The sequence below is a fragment of the Streptococcus sp. k-163 genome, assembly GCF_013277555.1.
Taxonomy (GTDB): Bacteria; Bacillota; Bacilli; order Lactobacillales; family Streptococcaceae; genus Streptococcus.
This window is the reverse complement of the sequence record NZ_VMND01000007.1, coordinates 67,060-87,744: the sequence shown is the minus strand read 5'-3', so window position 1 is coordinate 87,744 and position 20,685 is coordinate 67,060. Positions and strand designations below refer to the sequence as shown.

Annotated in this window: 22 protein-coding genes; 20 read left to right on the top strand and 2 right to left on the bottom strand. The window is 43.2% G+C overall.

The features are described from left to right. Nucleotides 1–58 precede the first annotated feature (58 nt). Nucleotides 59–1,264, bottom strand: a complete 1,206-nt coding sequence (gene sstT, locus HT731_RS02500; protein WP_173277513.1) for a serine/threonine transporter SstT — start codon at nucleotides 1,262–1,264, stop codon at nucleotides 59–61. 151 nt (nucleotides 1,265–1,415) lie between these two features. Here sstT and HT731_RS02495 point away from each other — a divergent pair, with 151 nt between their 5' ends. The 13 genes from HT731_RS02495 (at nucleotide 1,416) to HT731_RS02435 (ending at nucleotide 11,122) form a co-directional block, all read left to right on the top strand. Further along, entirely contained in the window at nucleotides 1,416–1,982 is a 567-nt protein-coding gene (locus tag HT731_RS02495; RefSeq protein ID WP_173277511.1) for a mechanosensitive ion channel domain-containing protein, read from the top strand. Nucleotides 1,983–2,033: 51 nt separating this feature from the next. Further along, entirely contained in the window at nucleotides 2,034–2,942 is a 909-nt protein-coding gene (locus HT731_RS02490) for a magnesium transporter CorA family protein (protein ID WP_125852095.1), read from the top strand. A 14-nt stretch (nucleotides 2,943–2,956) separates the two neighbouring features. Next, entirely contained in the window at nucleotides 2,957–3,484 is a 528-nt protein-coding gene (locus HT731_RS02485) for a YqeG family HAD IIIA-type phosphatase (RefSeq protein WP_173277509.1), read from the top strand. Between the two features lie 2 nt (nucleotides 3,485–3,486). Further along, the gene (gene yqeH, locus HT731_RS02480) at nucleotides 3,487–4,593 is read left to right on the top strand and encodes a ribosome biogenesis GTPase YqeH (RefSeq protein WP_173277507.1); all 1,107 of its coding nucleotides are present in this window, start codon (nucleotides 3,487–3,489) and stop codon (nucleotides 4,591–4,593) included. Nucleotides 4,594–4,806: 213 nt separating this feature from the next. Continuing rightward, the gene (gene yhbY, locus HT731_RS02475; protein ID WP_000060169.1) at nucleotides 4,807–5,118 is read left to right on the top strand and encodes a ribosome assembly RNA-binding protein YhbY; all 312 of its coding nucleotides are present in this window, start codon (nucleotides 4,807–4,809) and stop codon (nucleotides 5,116–5,118) included. A 51-nt stretch (nucleotides 5,119–5,169) separates the two neighbouring features. Next, nucleotides 5,170–5,799 carry a nicotinate-nucleotide adenylyltransferase gene (locus tag HT731_RS02470; protein WP_033680625.1) on the top strand — a complete coding sequence of 210 codons (630 nt, stop codon included), beginning with the start codon at nucleotides 5,170–5,172 and terminating at the stop codon, nucleotides 5,797–5,799. Continuing rightward, nucleotides 5,799–6,392 carry a bis(5'-nucleosyl)-tetraphosphatase (symmetrical) YqeK gene (gene yqeK / locus HT731_RS02465; RefSeq protein WP_173277505.1) on the top strand — a complete coding sequence of 198 codons (594 nt, stop codon included), beginning with the start codon at nucleotides 5,799–5,801 and terminating at the stop codon, nucleotides 6,390–6,392. Before HT731_RS02470 ends, yqeK begins: the two co-directional genes overlap by 1 nt. Then, nucleotides 6,393–6,746, top strand: coding sequence for a ribosome silencing factor (rsfS, locus tag HT731_RS02460; protein ID WP_124787858.1), 354 nt, complete (start codon nucleotides 6,393–6,395; stop codon nucleotides 6,744–6,746). Nucleotides 6,747–6,854: 108 nt separating this feature from the next. Beyond that, nucleotides 6,855–7,595, top strand: a complete 741-nt coding sequence (locus HT731_RS02455; protein ID WP_345889913.1) for a class I SAM-dependent methyltransferase — start codon at nucleotides 6,855–6,857, stop codon at nucleotides 7,593–7,595. 9 nt (nucleotides 7,596–7,604) lie between these two features. After that, nucleotides 7,605–8,702 carry a nucleotidyltransferase gene (locus HT731_RS02450; RefSeq protein WP_173277503.1) on the top strand — a complete coding sequence of 366 codons (1,098 nt, stop codon included), beginning with the start codon at nucleotides 7,605–7,607 and terminating at the stop codon, nucleotides 8,700–8,702. 131 nt (nucleotides 8,703–8,833) lie between these two features. Beyond that, a complete protein-coding gene (locus HT731_RS02445) occupies nucleotides 8,834–9,088 on the top strand; it encodes a type II toxin-antitoxin system Phd/YefM family antitoxin (RefSeq protein ID WP_000388572.1) in 255 nt (84 codons plus the stop codon). A gap of 3 nt (nucleotides 9,089–9,091) precedes the next feature. Further along, the gene (locus HT731_RS02440) at nucleotides 9,092–9,346 is read left to right on the top strand and encodes a Txe/YoeB family addiction module toxin (protein ID WP_061759528.1); all 255 of its coding nucleotides are present in this window, start codon (nucleotides 9,092–9,094) and stop codon (nucleotides 9,344–9,346) included. A 162-nt stretch (nucleotides 9,347–9,508) separates the two neighbouring features. Continuing rightward, nucleotides 9,509–11,122, top strand: a complete 1,614-nt coding sequence (locus HT731_RS02435) for a ribonuclease Y (RefSeq protein ID WP_000404934.1) — start codon at nucleotides 9,509–9,511, stop codon at nucleotides 11,120–11,122. Nucleotides 11,123–11,192: 70 nt separating this feature from the next. On the opposite strand, the gene HT731_RS02430 is transcribed toward HT731_RS02435, so the two are convergent. After that, the gene (locus tag HT731_RS02430) at nucleotides 11,193–12,020 is read right to left on the bottom strand and encodes a DUF4839 domain-containing protein (protein ID WP_173277502.1); all 828 of its coding nucleotides are present in this window, start codon (nucleotides 12,018–12,020) and stop codon (nucleotides 11,193–11,195) included. Between the two features lie 242 nt (nucleotides 12,021–12,262). Here HT731_RS02430 and gmk point away from each other — a divergent pair, with 242 nt between their 5' ends. The 7 genes from gmk (at nucleotide 12,263) to pknB (ending at nucleotide 20,597) form a co-directional block, all read left to right on the top strand. Next, a complete protein-coding gene (gene gmk, locus HT731_RS02425) occupies nucleotides 12,263–12,889 on the top strand; it encodes a guanylate kinase (protein ID WP_000775041.1) in 627 nt (208 codons plus the stop codon). Between the two features lie 24 nt (nucleotides 12,890–12,913). After that, nucleotides 12,914–13,228 (top strand): DNA-directed RNA polymerase subunit omega, encoded by a 315-nt coding sequence (rpoZ, locus tag HT731_RS02420; protein ID WP_000979235.1) that lies wholly within the window; start codon nucleotides 12,914–12,916, stop codon nucleotides 13,226–13,228. Nucleotides 13,229–13,293: 65 nt separating this feature from the next. Further along, the gene (locus HT731_RS02415) at nucleotides 13,294–15,690 is read left to right on the top strand and encodes a primosomal protein N' (protein WP_173277500.1); all 2,397 of its coding nucleotides are present in this window, start codon (nucleotides 13,294–13,296) and stop codon (nucleotides 15,688–15,690) included. Between the two features lie 12 nt (nucleotides 15,691–15,702). Further along, nucleotides 15,703–16,638, top strand: a complete 936-nt coding sequence (fmt, locus tag HT731_RS02410; RefSeq protein ID WP_173277498.1) for a methionyl-tRNA formyltransferase — start codon at nucleotides 15,703–15,705, stop codon at nucleotides 16,636–16,638. Further along, nucleotides 16,631–17,944, top strand: coding sequence for a 16S rRNA (cytosine(967)-C(5))-methyltransferase RsmB (gene rsmB / locus HT731_RS02405; RefSeq protein WP_061759556.1), 1,314 nt, complete (start codon nucleotides 16,631–16,633; stop codon nucleotides 17,942–17,944). The genes fmt and rsmB overlap by 8 nt, the downstream gene beginning before the upstream one ends. Nucleotides 17,945–17,958: 14 nt before the next feature. Then, entirely contained in the window at nucleotides 17,959–18,699 is a 741-nt protein-coding gene (locus HT731_RS02400; protein ID WP_061759524.1) for a Stp1/IreP family PP2C-type Ser/Thr phosphatase, read from the top strand. Beyond that, nucleotides 18,696–20,597 (top strand): Stk1 family PASTA domain-containing Ser/Thr kinase, encoded by a 1,902-nt coding sequence (gene pknB / locus HT731_RS02395; protein WP_061759523.1) that lies wholly within the window; start codon nucleotides 18,696–18,698, stop codon nucleotides 20,595–20,597. The genes HT731_RS02400 and pknB overlap by 4 nt, the downstream gene beginning before the upstream one ends. The last annotated feature ends 88 nt before the right edge of the window (nucleotides 20,598–20,685 follow it).

Genomic DNA, 20,685 nt, shown 5'->3' with positions numbered 1-20,685 from the left:
CTAATAAATTAGAATAAAAGCGTAAAAGACAAGACCTGAGTAGGCTTGCCTTTATGAGTTATTTTTTACGGGCTGCTGCGTATTCAGCAACGGCGGTAAAGAGGACATCTGTAGAAGAGTTGAGGGCTGTTTCACATGAGTCTTGGATGACCCCAATCACAAATCCAACTCCGACAACTTGCATGGCAATATCGTTAGAAATACCAAAAAGGCTACAAGCAACTGGGATAAGAAGGAGGGATCCTCCGGCAATACCAGAAGCACCACAGGCAGAGATAGCTGCTACCACACTGAGGACAAAGGCTGTAGCAAAGTCAACAGGAATTCCAAGTGTGTTAACTGCAGCAAGGGTCAAAACGTTAATAGTAATGGCTGCTCCTGCCATGTTGATAGTAGAACCAAGTGGGATAGAAACAGAATAGGTATCTGTGTTGAGTCCAAGGTCATGACAGAGTTTCATGTTGACAGGGATGTTAGCCGCAGAACTACGAGTGAAGAAGGCTGTTACACCGCTGACACGCAAACATTTCCAAACGAGGGGATAAGGATTTCTCTTCATAAAGAGAAAGGCAATCAATGGATTGACTACTAGGGCCACAAAGAACATGGTTGTCACCAAGAGGGCAAGCAAGATTCCATAGTTAGCTAGACTTCCGATTCCCTTATCAGAAATGGTTTTAAAGACAAGGCCAAGGATTCCAAATGGAGCTAGGTTAATGATCCATTCGACAATCTTAGAAGTCACATCAGCCATGGTTTTCAGCAATTCTTTACTGTTTTTACTTGCCTCTCTCATAGCAATCCCGAAAACAACTGCCCAAGATAGGATACCGATGTAGTTAGCAGTAACGAGGGCATTGACTGGATTGTCAACCAGTTTGAGCAAGAGGTTACTGAGGACCTGGCCAATTCCATCTGGTGGTGCGATTTCTGTATTGGCACTATTCAAGGTAATTTCAACTGGAACGATGAAACTTGCTAGGACAGCAACAAGCGCCGCTGCAAAGGTTCCCACTAAATAAAGGAAGATAACAGTTTTCATATTGCTATCTTGTCCCTTGTGATGTTGGGAAAGAGCATTGGCAACGAGGGCAAAGACTAGAATAGGTGCGATGGCTTTGAGACCACCAACAAAGAGATCTCCGAGTAGACCAATTCCTGAAACAGTAGGAAATGTCAGTCCAAGGATTCCTCCGACAAGCATGCCAATCAAAATACGTTTGATCAGGCTTGCCTTATTCCAAGCATGAATGAATTTTTTCATAACAATCTCCTTTGTTGTGTAATGTTTATGATTATAGTATAAATATTAAGTAAAATCAAGAATTTTCTGTCTATTTTTGTTATTATTTTTGAAAATTTATGGAGACTGACACTTTATGAAAGTATGGTATAATGAATGAAAGGAGTTTTCTATGCAAGAATTTATTCAAACCTATCTCAATAAGCTTGATGTTACAGCGATTATCGAGAATATCTTAACCAAGTTACTTTCTCTTTTATTCTTATTTTTACTCTTCTATATAGCTAAAAAATTGCTCCATACCATGGTGCAGAGAATTGTTAAACCTTCTCTAAAAATGTCTCGTCATGATGTCGGACGTCAGAAAACCATCTCACGTCTGTTAGAAAATATGTTTAATTATACCCTTTATTTCTTTTTACTCTACTGCATTTTGTCGATTTTAGGTTTGCCAGTTTCGAGTTTGCTGGCAGGTGCTGGGATTGCTGGGGTGGCTATTGGGATGGGAGCCCAAGGCTTTCTGTCTGATGTCATCAATGGTTTTTTCATCCTTTTTGAGCGTCAACTGGATGTGGGAGATGAGGTCGTTCTGACAAATGGTCCTATTACTGTATCGGGCAAGGTCGTCAGCGTCGGCATTCGAACAACGCAACTCAGAGGAGAAGACCAGGTTCTGCACTTCGTTCCCAATCGCAATATCACCGTTGTCAGCAATTTCTCTCGGACAGACCAGGCCTGAAATTTTAGCAGATTTATGGTACAATAGAAAGAGTTTGGTAAAGGAGAAAAGATGTTTTTAGAAAAACAGTTGGGCAATGGTTGTACCTGGATTAACCTAGATTTGGACAAGTTGAAAAAACTAGAGGACCTTTCTGAAATCTACGGTTTGGACAAGGAAACCATTGAATACGCATTGGATAGAAATGAGCGCGCCCACATGGATTACCACCGTGAAAATGGGACTGTGACTTTTATCTACAATGTCTTGAACTTGAAAAAGGATAAGGCCTACTACGAAGCCTTTCCCATGACCTTTATCGTGGAACATCGTCGCCTGATTACCATTAGTAATACCAAGAACGCCTATGTCATTGAACAGATGACCCGTTATCTGGATAGTCATGACACGCTTTCGATTTACAAGTTTCTCTTTGCCAGTCTGGAAATCATCAGCAATGCCTACTATCCTGTCATCGAGCAGATGGACAAGAGTAAGGATGAGGTTAATGGACTCTTGCGTCAACGGACGACTAAGAAAAACCTCTTTGCCCTGTCTGACTTGGAGACTGGTATGGTTTACCTCACTGCGGCTGCCAAGCAAAATCGCATGTTGCTGGAACATATCCAAGGGCATGCCCTCTATCGCAGTTTTAACGAGATTGAGAGAGAGCAGTTTGATGATGCCATGATTGAGGCTCATCAGCTGGTATCCATGACAGACTTGATTTCTCAAGTCCTCCAACAACTATCAGCATCTTACAACAACATCCTAAACAACAACCTGAATGATAATTTGACAACCTTGACTATCATTTCAGTCTTGCTAGCAGTTTTAGCAGTTGTGACAGGCTTTTTCGGAATGAATGTTCCCCTACCTTTAACAGATGAGCCCCATGCTTGGCTCTACATCAGTTTAGCCAGTGCAGGTTTATGGATTGTTTTGTCATTATTATTGAGGAAAATTGCGAAAAAAAGTTAAGAAAAGGAGCCAGAATGGCGATTGAAAATTACATGCCAGATTTTGCTGTGGAAGCAGTCTATGATCTGACAGTCCCAAGCCTGCAGGCGCAGGGAATCAAGGCTGTTTTGGTCGATTTGGACAATACTCTCATTGCTTGGAACAATCCTGATGGTACGCCAGAGATGAAACAATGGCTACATGACCTTCGGGACGCGGGTATTCGCATTATCGTAGTCTCAAATAACACGAAAAAACGGGTTCAACGGGCAGTTGAAAAGTTTGGGATTGACTACGTTTATTGGGCTCTGAAGCCTTTCACATTTGGAATAGACCGTGCCATGAAGGAATTTCACTATGAGAAAAGTGAAGTGGTCATGGTTGGCGACCAGCTCATGACAGATATACGAGCAGCCCACCGTGCTGGCATTCGCTCGATTTTAGTCAAACCCTTGGTCCAACACGACTCGATCAAAACGCAGATTAACCGAGCTCGCGAGCGTCATGTCATGCGAAAAATCACTGAAAAGTACGGACCAATCACATATAAAAAAGGAATTTAACTATGGAAGAAATTCTCTGTATTGGTTGTGGAGCAACCATTCAGACAACAGACAAGGCTGGTCTTGGATTTACCCCCCAGTCGGCACTTGAAAAAGGTTTGGAGACTGGCGAAGTCTATTGTCAACGTTGTTTCCGTCTCCGCCACTACAATGAAATCACAGATGTCCAGTTGACGGACGATGATTTCCTCAAGCTCTTGCACGAGGTAGGAGACAGTGATGCCTTAGTGGTCAATGTCATTGATATCTTTGATTTTAATGGCTCTGTTATCCCAGGCTTGCCACGTTTTGTATCGGGTAATGATGTCCTCTTGGTGGGAAATAAAAAAGATATCTTGCCCAAGTCTGTTAAACCAGGCAAGATTAGCCAGTGGCTCATGGAGCGTGCCCACGAAGAAGGTCTTCGTCCAGTTGATGTCGTCCTAACTTCAGCCCAAAACAAGCATGCGATTAAGGAAGTCATTGACAAAATCGAGCATTACCGTAAGGGACGCGATGTATATGTCGTTGGTGTAACCAACGTTGGAAAATCAACTCTAATCAATGCCATTATCCAAGAAATAACGGGTGACCAAAATGTCATTACTACTTCGCGCTTCCCAGGGACAACCTTGGACAAGATTGAGATTCCGCTTGACGACGGATCTTATATTTACGATACGCCGGGAATCATCCATCGTCACCAAATGGCCCATTACTTGACGGCTAAAAATCTCAAGTATGTCAGCCCTAAAAAGGAAATCAAGCCCAAAACCTATCAGCTCAATCCTGAACAAACCCTGTTTCTAGGCGGTCTCGGACGATTTGACTTTATTACAGGTGAAAAGCAAGGTTTCACAGCTTTCTTTGACAATGAACTCAAACTCCACCGAACCAAGCTTGAAGGCGCTAGTGCTTTCTATGACAAGCACCTAGGAACCCTCCTGACACCACCAAATAGCAAGGAAAAGGAAGATTTTCCAAAACTAGTCCAACATGTATTTAACATCAAGGATAAGACAGACCTAGTCATCTCAGGACTAGGCTGGATCCGCGTAACAGGCACCGCAAAAGTCGCCGTCTGGGCACCAGAAGGCGTCGCAGTCGTCACACGAAAAGCCATTATTTAAACACAGAAAGGAAAGGGTTGTCTAAATTCGTGCGAGCCCTGCGAGCTCACAGCGAATACTTTTCACTGTGGTGTCAGTTGGTACAAGTGATTGTACCAACTGCGGAAAATTTGAGACCTTAGGCTCAAATTTTAGTCATGAAAGTCCGAAGGACTTTGCTGACGTCCGTCACCACTTCAGAAAAGTATAAAAAGAAACTCTTTTAAAGAAATTATGTCATTAACATCAAAACAACGTGCCTTTCTCAACAGTCAGGCACACACCCTCAAACCCATCATCCAAATCGGGAAAAATGGTCTCAACGACCAAATCAAAACCAGCGTCCGTCAGGCTCTTGATGCCCGCGAATTGATTAAAGTCACTCTCTTGCAAAACACAGATGAAAACATCCATGAAGTAGCTGAAATCTTGGAAGAAGAAATCGGTGTGGATACAGTCCAAAAAATCGGACGCATCTTGATTTTGTTTAAACAATCTAGCAAGAAAGAAAATCGCAAGATTTCTAAGAAAGTCAAAGAAATCTAAAAAAACTACTCCAAATAACTGTTTTTACAGAGAAATAAAGGAGACTAGCCTATGGCAATCGAATTATTGACCCCCTTTACTAAGGTAGAGTTGGAGCCAGAAATCAAGGAGAAAAAACGCAAACAAGTTGGGATTTTAGGGGGAAATTTTAACCCTGTTCACAATGCCCATCTGATCGTTGCGGACCAAGTACGGCAACAGTTGGGACTAGATCAGGTTCTGCTCATGCCTGAATACCAACCTCCTCATGTAGATAAAAAGGAAACAATCCCTGAATACCATCGTCTCAAGATGCTTGAGTTGGCTATTGAGGGGATTGAAGGACTAGCCATTGAAACCATTGAGTTGGAGCGCAAGGGTATTTCTTACACCTATGACACCATGAAGATTTTGACAGAGCAACATCCAGATACGGATTATTACTTTATCATCGGTGCCGACATGGTGGACTATCTGCCTAAATGGTACCGAATTGATGAGCTGGTAGACATGGTTCAGTTTGTAGGGGTTCAGCGCCCACGCTACAAGGCAGGGACTTCTTACCCAGTTATCTGGGTGGATGTGCCTCTCATGGATATCTCGTCTAGCATGGTGCGTGACTTCCTTGCCCAAGGTCGGAAACCTAACTTTCTCCTGCCTCAGCCTGTGCTAGACTACATCGAGAAAGAGGGGCTTTACTGATGGCCTATCAAGACTATATTAACTGTTCCCGTGAGGCTTTGTTGGAAAAAATGGCAGAGCTTCTACCCGAGAAACGGTTAACCCATTGCTTGGGTGTGGAGCGTGCAGCCATAGAACTGGCTCAGCGATTTGGAGTCGATACTGAGAAAGCAGGACTAGCAGGCCTTCTTCATGACTACGCTAAGAAGCTGTCAGATCAGGAATTTTTGGACTTGATTGACCGTTATCAGCTAGACCCTGACCTCAAAAATTGGGGTAATAATGTCTGGCATGGTATGGTTGGCATCTACAAGATTCAGGAAGATTTGGATTTGCATGATCCTGAAATCCTGCGAGCCATTGAAATCCATACAGTCGGAGCTGATCAGATGACCGACATAGATAAGGTTATCTATGTCGCAGACTATATCGAGCACAATCGTGCCTTTCCAGGAGTGGATGTGGCACGTGAGATTGCAAGTCTATCACTTAATAAGGCAGTAGCTTATGAGACAGCTCGTACCGTGGAACATCTGGCTCATCAGGGATTCCCCATCTATCCCCAAACCCTTGAAACCTATAACGCCTTTGTGCACTATTTGAAAGAGGACTAAATGAACGAAAAAGAATTACTAGAACTAGTCGTGAAAGCGGCTGATGAGAAACGTGCAGAGGATATCCTCGCACTTGATGTACAAGATTTGACTAGCGTGACGGATTACTTTGTCATCACTAGCTCAATGAATAGCCGTCAGTTGGACGCTATCGCTGATAATATCCGTGAAAAAGTAGCGGAAGCAGGTTTTAAAGGAAGCCATGTCGAAGGCGATGCGGCTGGAGGTTGGGTCTTGCTGGACCTCGGTGCTGTCGTTGTGCATATCTTCTCAGAAGAAATGCGTGCCCACTATAACCTAGAAAAACTATGGCATGAGGCGGATTCAGTAGATATTTCAGAAGCCCTTGCTTAGAAGATAAACTCAGTTGTAGTCAACTGGGTTTCTTTGCTTATTTTAGAAAATTGATGGAAAGGTAAAGAGCGAGTGGTGTTTGCCATGGAGGCTCTTGGTATCATGATTATGGCAACTTATGAAACCTTTGCGGCTGTTTACGATGCAGTGATGGATGATAGTTTGTACGATAAATGGACGGATTTTTCTCTGCGTCATTTGCCTAAGACCAAGGAGAGAAAGAAACTCTTGGAACTGGCTTGTGGGACAGGAATTCAATCTGTGCGCTTCTCTCAAGCTGGTTTTGATGTAACTGGACTTGACTTGAGTGGGGATATGTTGAAAATTGCGGAAAATAGAGCAACTTCCTCCAAGCAAAAGATTGCCTTTATAGAAGGCAATATGCTGGATTTGTCCAAGGCAGGTCAATACGACTTTGTCACGTGTTATTCGGACTCTATCTGCTATATGCAGGATGAGGTGGAAGTAGGGGACGTTTTTAAAGAAGTCTATAATTCCCTCAACGAAGATGGTGTATTTATCTTTGACGTGCACTCGACCTACCAGACAGATGAAGTATTCCCGGGTTATTCCTACCATGAAAATGCGGAAGATTTTGCTATGCTCTGGGATACCTATGAGGATGAAGCGCCTCACTCCATCGTCCATGAGCTGACTTTCTTTATCAAGGAGGCGGACGGTTCCTTTAGTCGCCACGATGAAGTGCATGAGGAGCGGACCTATGAAGTCTTGACCTATGATATTTTGCTGGAACAGGCTGGTTTCAAGTCTTTTAAACTCTATGCGGACTTTGAGGACAAGGAGCCAACAGCAACCAGCACCCGTTGGTTTTTTGTGGCGCAGAAGTAGGAGAAGTCTATGACTATCACAGGTATTATCGTGGAGTTTAATCCTTTTCATAATGGGCATAAATACCTGCTGGAACAGGTTGAGGGGCTGAAAATCGTGGCTATGTCTGGGAATTTCATGCAGCGTGGAGAACCAGCCATTGTAGATAAGTGGACTCGGGCCCAGATGGCACTGGAAAATGGAGCAGATTTGGTAGTAGAGTTGCCTTTTTTAGTCAGTGTTCAGGCAGCAGATTTCTTTGGTCAAGGAGCTGTGGATATCTTGGCGCGTTTGGGGATTGATACTCTAGCTTTTGGGACAGAAGAAGTTCTAGATTATCAAAAAATCGCTGACTTATACACAGAGCTGGGGGCTGAGATGGAGAAATTTGTGGAAAATCTGCCTGATTCCCTTTCCTATCCCCAGAAAACCCAAGCCATGTGGAAGGAATTTGCAGGTCTTGATTTTTCGGGAAACACACCCAATCATGTTCTTGCGCTTGCTTATGCTAAGGCAGTAGCGGGACGCAACATCAAACTCCATCCGATTCAGCGTCAGGGGGCAGGTTATCATTCTGTGGACAAGAATGTGGCCTTTGCTTCGGCGACAGCCCTCCGTCAGCATCAGTTAGACCAAGATTTTTTAAAACGCTTTATGCCTTCTGTTGCCCTCTTTGAGCAGGCTAGTAAGGTGAGCTGGGAAGATTATTTTCCCTTGCTGCGCTATCAAATCTTGTCCAATCCAGACCTAACTACCATCTATCAGGTCAATCAAGAAATGGCTGTGCGCATCAAGGATGCTATCAAGACAGCTCAGTCTGTAGAAGAATTGGCCGAGGCTGTTGCGACCAAGCGGTATACTAAGGCGCGTGTTAGACGCCTCTTGACCTATATCTTGGTGCAGGATAGAGAAAGTGACTTGCCAGAAGCCATTCATGTTCTTGGATTTACCGAAAAAGGCAGACAACACCTTAAGTCTCTGAAAGGGCAGGTCAATCTAGTCAGTAGAATTGGCAAAGAACCTTGGGATGCTATGACTCAAAAGGCAGACCAGATTTATCAACTGGGAAAACCAAGTATAGCAGAGCAGAATTTTGGTAAGGTGCCGATAAGAATAGAAAGAAACTAAGTCTACTGCAAGGTAGGCTTTTTGAGATTTTTTACGAATAAATAGATAGAAAAGAAAATCTTGTACAAGTTTCTGACAATTTCTTTCTTTTCGTGTATAATAGTGGAAAAGAGGTAAAACGAGGTATGGTTATGGAAGCAGTTCTTTACTCAACATTCCGAAATCATTTAAAAGACTACATGAAGAAGGTCAATGATGAATTTGAGCCTTTAACGGTGGTTAATAAAAATCCAGATGAGGACATTGTAGTTCTTTCAAAGAGCGAATGGGACAGTATTCAGGAAACACTGAGAATCGCTCAAAATAAGGAGTTATCAGACAAGGTTTTGCGAGGAATGGCTCAAGTTCGTGCTGGAAGCACTCAAGTCCATGTTATTGAGGAGTGATGAATGCTACTCAAGTTTACAGAAGATGCGTGGACAGATTATTGCTACTGGCAAACTCAGGACAAGAAAACGTTAAAAAGAATCAATAAACTAATCAAGGATATTCAACGTGATCCCTTTACAGGAATAGGTAAGCCAGAACCCCTCAAGTATGACTACCAAGGAGCCTGGTCACGTCGTATCGACGCAGAAAATCGCTTGATTTATATGATGGATGGAGATAGCGTGGCTTTCTTGTCCTTTAAAGATCATTACTAAGTCTACTGCGAAGTAGGCTTTTTAAATAACAAGTTTATTTTAGCAATCGTATTCCAAATTCCCTAAAACATATTCTATTTTAGGTTTGTGAAAATCACTTTTTTATGGTAGAATGTAAAAGAATGTATGTCATTCGGAATAACAATAAAATGAGGTAAAAACATGGAAATCATGTCGCTTGCGATTGCTGTTTTTGCCGTCATCATTGGTTTAGTCATTGGATATGTCAGCATCTCAGCTAAGATGAAATCATCTCAGGAAGCTGCAGAGTTGATGCTTTTAAATGCTGAACAAGAAGCAACTAATTTACGTGGACAAGCTGAGCGCGAAGCGGATTTACTTGTTAATGAAGCCAAACGTGAAAGCAAGTCTCTTAAAAAAGAAGCACTATTGGAGGCCAAAGAAGAAGCCAGAAAATACCGTGAAGAAGTGGACGCTGAATTCAAATCAGAACGTCAAGAACTCAAACAAATCGAAAGTCGTTTGACTGAGAGAGCTACTAGCCTCGACCGTAAGGACGACAATTTGACGAGTAAAGAACAAACACTTGAACAAAAAGAACAAAGTATTTCTGATAGAGCGAAAAACCTTGATGCGCGTGAAGAGCAATTAGAGGAAGTCGAAAGACAAAAAGAAGCAGAGTTAGAGCGTATTGGTGCCCTGTCTCAGGCAGAAGCACGAGATATTATCTTGGCTCAGACAGAAGAAAACTTGACTAAGGAGATTGCCAGCCGCATTCGTGAAGCTGAGCAAGAGGTCAAAGAACGTTCTGACAAAATGGCCAAGGACATCCTGGTTCAAGCTATGCAACGTATCGCTGGTGAATATGTAGCAGAGTCAACAAACTCAACGGTTCATCTGCCAGATGATACTATGAAGGGACGCATTATTGGTCGTGAAGGTCGTAACATTCGTACCTTTGAAAGTTTGACAGGGGTCGATGTGATTATCGACGATACGCCAGAAGTGGTGACCTTGTCAGGATTTGACCCGATTCGTCGTGAGATTGCCCGTATGACTATGGAAATGTTGCTCAAAGATGGTCGTATCCACCCAGCTCGTATCGAAGAGTTGGTTGAGAAAAACCGTCAAGAGATTGACAATAAGATCCGTGAATATGGTGAAGCTGCTGCCTATGAAATTGGTGCGCCGAACCTTCATCCAGACTTGATGAAGATTATGGGACGTTTGCAGTTCCGTACTTCTTATGGACAAAATGTCTTGCGCCATTCGATTGAGGTGGCTAAGTTGGCTGGTATCATGGCGAGTGAGCTTGGTGAAAATGCGGCTCTTGCCCGTCGTGCTGGATTCCTTCACGATATCGGGAAAGCTATTGACCGCGAGGTTGAGGGTAGCCACGTTGAAATCGGTATGGAATTGGCACGTAAGTACAAGGAACATCCAGTTGTGGTCAATACGATTGCTAGTCACCACGGAGATGTTGAAGCTGAGAGCGTCATTGCAGTGATTGTCGCTGCAGCAGATGCCTTGAGTGCGGCCCGTCCAGGTGCTCGTAGTGAGTCTCTTGAAAGCTACATCAAGCGTCTCCATGATTTGGAAGAAATTGCTAACGGCTTTGAAGGGGTACAAAATAGCTTTGCCCTTCAAGCAGGTCGTGAAATCCGCATCATGGTAAATCCAGGACAAATTAAGGACGACAAAGTCACAATCTTGGCTCACAAAGTTCGTGAGAAAATTGAAAACAATCTCGATTACCCAGGAAATATCAAGGTAACCGTGATTCGCGAGCTTCGTGCAGTAGATTATGCTAAATAATAAAAAACTGAGGTCAGAAGAGAATCTGACTTCAGTTTTTTGAATAAATTATTTGAAATAATTCGTTATATTATCGAGGTGAAACCTCAATTGGAGATAGATAGACTAATTCTTGAGTGGAGTTATAGTTTCCAATTTGTGCTTTTATATGTATATTTTGTCCTTTAGAAATATTTTCGCCATTAAAAGAGTTGAAAGCGGCGTTAGAAACTGTTGTTATATTTACAAATTTAAAGTTTGGTCCCGAAGGCGCTTGTTCTGTTCCTAAGTAATTTCCGCCATAAATAAGAATATCGAATTTTGTTTTGTAATTTTTATAGTGTGTAATATCTGCTATGTGTCCATCAAATTCGATGATTTGACCTTTATATTTTTGAATAAAATTTGTTATGGTGCTTGAATCATCAGTCTGCAATAGTGCTTTAAATTCCTCATTGTTTTCAGTTGTGATGACATCTGATTGGGCTGGACTTGTTGACGAGGATTCGGTAGAGCTTGATGAGGTGCTAGTTGAACTAGAGGAAGCAGGCGTCGAACTTGATGATGTAGAGGATGATTCACTGGTTTTCTCGACAGATTTTTCAATAACGCTACTAGTTTCTATAGATGAAGGTGTAGAAACAGTAGTTGATTTATCTGAGATTACTACAATTAGAACTAACAGAAGAATTATAAATATTACACCTGCACCAATTAAATATGGAATCAATCTTTTTATTTTCAGTTCCATTGGGCTCAATGGTGTTATTTCAACCTCAGCTTCTTTTTCAAAAAAACCAAATACTCCGGCATTTCCATGATCAATGATATTGATTTTGACTTCATTTTTTTTGAGATTGAGTTCAGATAAGCCATTTGCAATTGCTTCATCAACATTTTTTCCTTTATAATTTCCCATAAACTTCTCCTTTTTATATTAGTAGTTTTATTATCTCTTAAATAGAATAAAAAGGCAAGTCTTTTTTAAGGGGGTCACCTTGTATAAATCATAGATTATGCTAAATAAATAAGAAAGAGCAGTTGAAAAATTACTGCTTTTTTGTTACACTAGATAGAAAGACTGTAGAAGGATAACTGACGTGATCATCAGTATCCGAGAGAAATTTTACTTTATTTCACAGACTAACTAAAGGAGACACAATGGCAGACCGAGGCTTACTAATCGTTTTTTCTGGTCCTTCAGGGGTTGGAAAAGGAACGGTTAGAAGAGAGATTTTTGAGAGTTCTGAAAATCAATTTCAATACTCTGTATCGATGACGACACGCGCACAACGTCCTGGAGAAGTGGACGGTGTTGACTATTTCTTCCGTACTCGTGAAGAGTTTGAAGAGCTGATTCGTCAAGGACAGATGTTGGAATACGCAGAATATGTCGGCAACTACTATGGAACTCCTCTGACCTATGTCAATGAAACCTTGGACAAGGGAATCGATGTTTTCCTTGAAATTGAAGTTCAGGGCGCTCTTCAGGTCAAGAAAAAGGTTCCGGATGCTGTCTTTATCTTCCTGACACCACCAGATTTGGATGAATTGCAAGATCGTTTGGTAGGTCGTGGAACAGATAGTGCAGAAGTGATTGCCCAGCGAATCGAAAAAGCCAAGGAAGAAATTGCCCTTATGCGTGAGTATGATTATGCGATTGTCAACGATCAGGTGCCCCTAGCTGCTGAGCGTGTCAAACGTGTGATCGAAGCAGAGCACTTCCGTGTGGATCGTGTCATTGGTCACTATCAGGAGATGTTACCGAAATCTCCAACTACCCGATAAAATTTAGAAAATAGGTACAAGCAAATGATGTTAAAACCCTCTATTGATACCTTGCTCGACAAGGTTCCATCAAAATATTCACTCGTAATCTTGGAAGCAAAACGTGCCCACGAATTGGAAGCAGGTGCGCCAGCTACTCAAGGTTTCAAGTCTGAAAAGTCAACTCTTCGCGCCTTAGAAGAAATCGAATCAGGAAACGTTACAATTCATCCAGATCCAGAAGGAAAACGTGAAGCGGTGCGTCGCCGTATCGAAGAAGAAAAACGTCGCAAAGAAGAAGAAGAAAAGAAAATTAAAGAGCAAATTGCTAAAGAAAAAGAAGATGGTGAAAAAATTTAAGGTTGGGGGGACTCAATCTTATTTTTTCTATTGCAAGAATGTACTGACAAGGAGGAGGTGAGAAGATGACGATAGCTAAGATTATCGTGGATGTGCCCTTGATGCAGACGGACCAGCCCTATAGTTACAGGATTCCGGAGGAATTTGAGGGAATGCTAGAAGTTGGGATGCGGGTTCATGTGCCCTTTGGTAAGGGCAATCGCTTGATTCAAGGAATTGTTCTTGGTTTGGAGTCCCAATCAGATGAAGAAGAGATGGAGCAAGATTTAAAAGATATTGCAGAGGTGCTGGATTTTTCACCTGTTCTCACACAAGAACAACTCTGGCTGGCTGAAGAGTTACGCAAGTCCGTCTTCTCCTACAAAATTTCCATTCTCAAGGCCATGCTACCAGGATTTCTGAACTCCAGCTATGACAAGATTCTCTATCCTCTGGCAGGTCTGAGTCGGGAAGACCGAGAGCGTCTGTTTGGTTCAGAAGATTCACTTGCCTTTTCTTCTCTGGATTTAGGTAAGCAAGCAGAAATGATGCGTTTGACTAGAAAAGGCTTGCTTGGTCTAGAATATCAGGCTGTCGATCAGAAGAAGGTCAAGACTCAGTCTTGGTATGAGGTAGACCTTGCTCAATTAGAAAGTGTAGAGATTTCTACACGCGCCAAGAAAAAGTTGGAATTGAGAGATTACTTGCTGTCTCATCCTGAGAGTGCTTCCTTGGCTAGTTTGTTAGAGTCCTACTCGCGAGAGCAAGTCAACTTCTTTGTAGAACAAGGTGCTGTTACCATAGTCCAAAAGGAAGTTCAACGCTCGGCTGCTTATTTTGAAGGCATTGAGGCAAGTCAGCCTTTGGAGTTGAATCCAGAGCAAAGACAGGCGCGTGATGCGGTTGTGAGTGCTATTGGCAGTCATCAGCCTCCCTTCCTCCTTCAAGGGATTACAGGAAGTGGGAAGACCGAGGTTTACTTACAAATAATCCAAGGAGCCTTGGATAAGGGTAAGACAGCTATTTTGCTGGTTCCTGAGATTTCCTTGACTCCACAGATGACGGAGCGTTTTATAGCTCGATTTGGTGAGAAAGTGGCCATTCTGCACTCAGGCCTGTCCAATGGTGAAAAGTATGATGAATGGCGCAAGGTTGAGCGTGGAGACGCTCAAGTTGTGGTTGGAGCCAGATCAGCCATCTTTGCTCCGCTGAAAAATCTGGGTGTCATGATAATCGATGAGGAGCATGAAGCGACTTATAAGCAGGACAGTAATCCCCGTTACCATGCAAGGGATGTAGCTGTTTTGAGGGCCCAGTACAATCAAGCTGCCCTGGTACTTGGTTCAGCAACTCCTAGTCTGGAAAGCCGTGCTCGGGCTGGAAAAGGCGTCTATCAACATTTACGTCTGACCCAACGTGCCAATCCTTTGGCTAGGATCCCTGAGGTTCAAGTGATTGACTTTCGGGACTATATCGGACAAAATGAGACGTCAAACTTTACGCCCCCTTTGCTAGAAGCTATTCAGGACCGTCTGGCTAAAAAAGAGCAGGTGGTTCTCATGCTCAATCGCCGTGGTTATTCTAGCTTTGTCATGTGTCGGGAGTGTGGGACGGTGGATACTTGTCCTAACTGTGACATTTCCCTGACCTTGCACATGGATACCAAGAACATGAACTGCCATTATTGTGGTTTTTCGAAAGACATTCCTCAGGTCTGTCCTAACTGTAAGAGCCGAAGTATTCGTTACTATGGGACAGGAACTCAAAAGGCTTATGATGAGCTGGCAGAACTCTTTCCTCAGGCACGTATTCTGCGCATGGATGTGGATACAACCCGCAAGAAAGGCAGTCACCAAGCTCTACTTGACCAGTTTGGTCGAGGGGAAGCAGATATTTTGCTTGGAACTCAGATGATTGCTAAGGGATTGGATTTTCCCAATGTGACTTTGGTCGGAGTTCTCAATGCCGATACATCCTTGAATCTGCCTGATTTCCGTTCTTCTGAGAGAACCTTCCAGCTTTTGACTCAGGTGGCAGGTCGGGCAGGACGTGCTGAAAAAGCAGGTCAGGTCTTGATCCAGTCTTACAATCCTCAGCATTATGCTATTCGATTTGCCAAGGATCAGGACTATGAAGGCTTTTATGCTTATGAAATGGGTATCAGACGACAACTTGGCTATCCGCCTTACTATTTCACGATTGGCATTACCCTTTCTCACAAGAAGGAAGAAGAGGTGGTCAAACGTGCTTATGAAGTTATGAACATTTTGAGGTCAGGCTTGTCTGAAACCAGTAACATTCTTGGGCCGACGCCAAAACCCATCGCCCGTACCCACAACCTCTATCATTACCAGATTTTGATTAAATATCGTTTAGAAGATGAGCTGGGGCCGACCCTCAATCAGGTCTTGGCCCTGACTCAAGAACGGGAAAATAGTGAGCTCCGTCTCAGCATTGACCATGAGCCACAGCAATTTTTATAAGAAGGAGAAGATATGACAAAATTAATCTTTATGGGGACCCCCGACTTTTCAGCAACCGTCTTAAAAGGACTTTTGACAGATGACCGTTATGAGATTCTAGCCGTTGTGACCCAGCCAGACCGTGCTGTCGGCCGTAAAAAAGTTATCCAAGAAACACCAGTCAAGCAGGTTGCCAAGGAAGCAGGTCTTCCTATCTACCAACCTGAAAAATTATCTGGAAGTCCAGAGATGGAAGATCTTATGAAGCTAGGAGCAGATGGAATTGTGACTGCCGCATTTGGGCAGTTTCTCCCAAGTAAACTCCTTGATAGCATGGACTTTGCGGTCAACGTTCATGCCTCTCTTCTTCCTAAACATCGTGGTGGTGCGCCTATCCATTATGCCTTGATTCAAGGGGATGAGGAAGCTGGTGTGACCATTATGGAAATGGTTAAGGAAATGGATGCAGGAGATATGATTTCTCGTCGTAGTATTCCGATTACGGATGAGGACAATGTCGGCACCTTGTTTGAGAAATTGGCGCTAGTTGGTCGTGATTTGCTTTTGGACACTTTGCCTGCCTACATTGCTGGGGAAATCAAACCTGAACCGCAAGATCCAAGTCAGGTCACTTTCTCGCCAAATATCAAGCCAGAAGAAGAAAAACTAGATTGGACTAAAAGCAATCGTCAACTCTTTAACCAAATCCGTGGCATGAACCCCTGGCCTGTTGCCCATACTTTCCTTAAGGGCGACCGCTTTAAGATTTATGAAGCCCTACCAGTAGAAGGTCAGGGAAATCCAGGTGAAATTCTCTCTATCGGCAAGAAAGAATTGATTGTTGCAACGGCTGAAGGAGCTCTATCTCTCAAACAAGTGCAGCCAGCTGGTAAACCTAAGATGGACATTGCTTCCTTCCTCAACGGAGTTGGACGTACATTGACTGTAGGAGAACGATTTGGTGACTAAAGTAGAAACGGCTAGAAGTTTAGCCTTAGCAGTATTAGAGGATGTTTTTATCAGTCAAGCATACTCAAATATCGCCTTAAATAAGCATCTCAAGGGAAGTCAACTTTCGGCAGCAGATAAGGGCTTGGTGACCGAGCTGGTCTATGGAACGGTAGCCCGCAAATTGACTCTGGAATGGTACCTATCCCACTTTATCGAAGACAGAGACCAGTTAGACAGCTGGCTCTATGTTCTGCTTCTTATGAGTGCCTACCAGCTCCGCTATTTGGATAAGATTCCAGACCATGCTGTGGTCAATGAAGCAGTAGAATTGGCCAAAGTCCGTAAAAAAGGCAGTGAAAAATTGGTCAATGCCCTCCTTCGCCGTATCTTGCGTGAAGGTTGGCCAGATATTGCCAGTATCAAACGGAAAAACAAGCGTGATTCCATTGCCTATTCTCTCCCAGTTTGGCTAGTTGCCAAGCTCAAGGAAGAATACGGTGAAGAGCGAGCGCAAGCTATTTTTGAAAGTCTTTTGGTGAGAAACAAGGCCAGTATTCGTGTAACTGATTTAAGCCGAAAAGAGGAAATCCAAGCCTTGTTGGAGGCTAGTGCTTCATCTTTGTCTCCTTCTGGTCTGGTTAAGGAGCAAGGGCATTTTGCAGGTCATGATTTGTTTGCAGAGGGAGCCATTACCATTCAAGACGAATCTAGTCAATTGGTTGCTCCGACTTTGAATTTGCAGGGAGATGAGCGAGTGCTTGATGCCTGTGCGGCTCCAGGTGGGAAAACAGCCCATATAGCTTCTTATCTAACGACAGGTCAGGTTACGGCTTTGGACCTTTACGATCACAAGTTGGACTTAATCCAAGAAAATGCTCAACGTCTGGGAGTTGTAGATCGGGTTCAAACGCAAAAATTAGATGCCAGAAAGGTGCATGAGTTTTTTGGCCAGGCTTCTTTTGATAAGATTTTGGTAGATGCTCCCTGTTCAGGAATCGGTCTTCTGCGCCGAAAACCAGACATCAAATACAATAAAGAAACGGCAGATTTCGCGTCCTTACAGGAAATTCAGCTCGAAATATTAGGTAGTGTTTGTCAAACACTAGGCAAAGGTGGTATAATAACTTATAGTACCTGTACTATTGTCTCAGAGGAGAATTTTCAAGTCGTTGAGGCGTTTTTAGAAAGTCATCCTGAGTTCGAGCAGGTAAAACTAGAACATGAATGTAAGGATATCATGAAAGATGGCTGTATCCTCATTACACCTGAATTGTATGGAAGTGATGGATTCTTCATCAGTCAATTTCGTAAGATATCGGATTAGGAAGGAACTGACACATGGAAATTTCATTATTAACAGATGTTGGTCAGAAACGAACAAATAACCAAGACTATGTCAACCACTATGTCAATAGAGCTGGACGTACTATGATTATTTTAGCTGATGGGATGGGAGGTCATCGCGCAGGTAATATCGCTAGTGAAATGGCGGTAACAGACCTAGGTATAGCTTGGGTTGATACCCAAATCGATACAGTCAATGAAGTGCGTGAATGGTTCGCCCATTACCTAGAAATTGAAAATCAAAAGATTCATCAACTTGGACAAGATGATGCCTATAAAGGAATGGGAACAACTCTCGAGGCTGTTGCCATTATTGGCAATCAGGCTATCTATGCTCACATTGGAGATTCTCGTATCGGTTTGATTCGTGGGGAAGAATACCACCAGTTAACAAGCGACCATTCTTTGGTCAATGAATTGCTTAAGGCAGGTCAATTGACACCAGAAGAAGCAGCTAGCCATCCACAGAAAAATATTATTACCCAGTCAATCGGTCAAAAAGATGAAATTCAACCTGATTTTGGAATGATTACCCTTGAGCCAGGAGACTATCTCTTGCTCAATAGTGATGGTTTGACCAACATGATTTCAGGCAGTGAGATTTGTGATATTGTAACTAGTGATATTCCTTTGGCAGATAAAACAGCGACGCTCGTGCGTTTTGCTAACAATGCAGGAGGTTTAGACAACATTACGGTTGCCCTTGTTTCTATGAACGAGGAGGATGCAAAATGATCCAAATCGGCAAGATTTTTGCCGGGCGGTATCGAATTATCAAACAGATTGGTCGAGGAGGCATGGCAGATGTTTACTTGGCCAAGGATTTAATTCTAGACGGGGAAGAAGTGGCAGTGAAGGTCCTGAGGACCAATTACCAGACAGATCCGATTGCTGTGGCGCGTTTCCAGCGGGAAGCGAGAGCCATGGCGGATTTGGACCATCCTCATATCGTTCGGATTACAGATATTGGTGAGGAAGACGGTCAGCAGTATCTTGCAATGGAGTATGTTGCTGGACTAGACCTCAAACGCTATATCAAGGAACACTATCCTCTCTCTAATGAAGAAGCCGTCCGCATTATGGGACAAATCCTCCTAGCCATGCGTTTGGCCCATACCAGAGGGATTGTTCATAGGGACTTGAAACCTCAAAATATCCTTTTGACACCAGATGGGACTGCCAAAGTCACAGACTTTGGGATTGCGGTAGCCTTTGCTGAGACGAGTCTTACTCAGACAAACTCAATGTTGGGGTCAGTTCATTACTTGTCACCAGAGCAGGCGCGTGGTTCTAAGGCGACTGTACAGAGTGATATCTATGCCATGGGGATTATTTTCTATGAGATGCTGACAGGCCATATCCCTTATGATGGGGATAGTGCGGTGACCATCGCCCTTCAGCATTTCCAGAAACCATTACCGTCAGTTATTGATGAGAATCCATCTGTGCCTCAGGCTTTGGAGAATGTTGTTATCAAGGCAACTGCCAAGAAATTGACAGATCGTTATCAGTCAGTTGCAGAGATGTATGTGGACTTGTCTAGTAGCTTGTCTTATAATCGTCGCAATGAGCCTAAACTGGTCTTTAATGATACTACTAAGGCGGACACCAAGACTCTACCAAAAGTATCTCAGAGTACCTTGACCTCGATTCCTAAGGTGCAAACACAAAGTCCGAAGCCACAGGCTGCGAAACCTAGTCAGCAGGTTTCTGAAGACAATTACGCAACCAAACCTGTTAAAAAACGGAAATTTAGAGTTCGCTATATGATTTTATTGGCCAGCATTGTATTGGTGGCAGCTTCTCTTGTTTGGATACTATCCAGAACTCCTGCAACCATTGCTATTCCAGATGTGACAGGTCAGACAGTTGCGGAAGCCAAGGAAACTCTCAAGAAAGCCAATTTTGAGATTGGCGAGGAGAAGACAGAGGCTAGTGAAAAGGTGGAAGAGGGACGGATTATCCGTACAGATCCTGACGCTGGAACTGGTCGAAAAGAAGGAACGAAAATCAATTTGGTTGTCTCGTCAGGTAAGCAATCTTTCCAATTGAGCAACTATATCGGTCGTAAATCTACAGATGTTATCGCAGAACTCAAGCAGAAGAAGGTTCCTGAAAATCTCATCAAGATTGAGGAAGAAGAATCAAGCGAGAGTGAAGCAGGAACTGTTCTCAGACAGAGTCCAGCTGCCGGAACAACCTATGATTTGAGCAAGGCCTCAACGATTACCTTAACCGTTGCTAAGAAAGTAACCAGCGTTGCCATGCCAAGTTATATAGGATCTAGTCTTGAATTTACTAAAAACAATCTCGTTCAAATTGTCGGTATTAAAGAAGCCAATATTGAAGTTGTAGAAGTGTCGACAGCTCCTGATGGAACTGCTGAGGGTACAGTCGTTGAACAGAGTCCAAAAGCGGGTGAAAAGGTTGATTTGACTAAGACGCGTGTCAAGATTTCAATCTACAAACCAAAAACACCGCCGTCAACGTCATCATCAACACCAGCCCAACGTGGAAACCAAGGTTCTACTACAACACCAAGTCAGGGGAACCAACAAGGAAATCAACGAGGGAATGCACCTGCTACGACTCAATCAAGTAGTGAAGGCAACCACGACAATTCTCGTGATTAAACGAATCTTTGTCATGATTTCATGGCAAAGATTTTTTTTGAGTCCAGATTTGTGATAGAATAGAGGGAGTTGATAAAAGGAGGCAAGC